The organism is Vibrio sp. 1402 (genome assembly GCF_033340275.1).
Map to the genome: position 1 here is coordinate 1 of NZ_JAWOWE010000606.1, position 544 is coordinate 544.

The window sequence follows — 544 nt, forward strand, 5'->3', positions numbered from 1 at the left end:
AACAATGATGATAGGCGCTGTGTTGATTTCTTATGAAGTAAAGCAGTTCAACACCTACGCAAATAACCTAGCCAAAATAAAGCAAAAAGTCATTTTAATGGGGCTGCTGACGGAAGCGAAGCTCGAACAATACAAAGGCTTGAGCGTGGATGAAGTGGAAGCTCAAACTGAGTTCAGCTTCCAAGACGCTATTTACTCGCTGTCACCGTACGAAAAGCTGAATTACGTTGAAGCCGTCGCGCGTAAATCGCTGCATCAAGCCGAAGCGTATTTATCGAATGCGTTTAATCAACAAAATGCCATTATGTACTTTAGCTCTTATACTGGGAGCAAGTTGATTTTAGAGCGACCAATCAAAGCGTTAGAAGGTGTGAAGGCCACATTCGATGTCGATTGGTGCAAGAGCAACTACTCTTGCGTTCTGGCTGCGTGGAAAGAACAACTGACTGATCGCGTGTTGTTTTCTCTGCCGTTTAAAACCACCTACTCGGATGACATGGCAATAAGCATCATGAGCCCGGTTTATTTCCAAGGTGAGTTAGTC

Annotated in this window: 1 pseudogene; it reads left to right on the plus strand. The window is 44.1% G+C overall.

The annotated features are described in order from the left end of the window. Positions 1 to 544: pseudogene (locus R7044_RS27495) on the plus strand (GGDEF domain-containing protein); the annotation flags it as partial.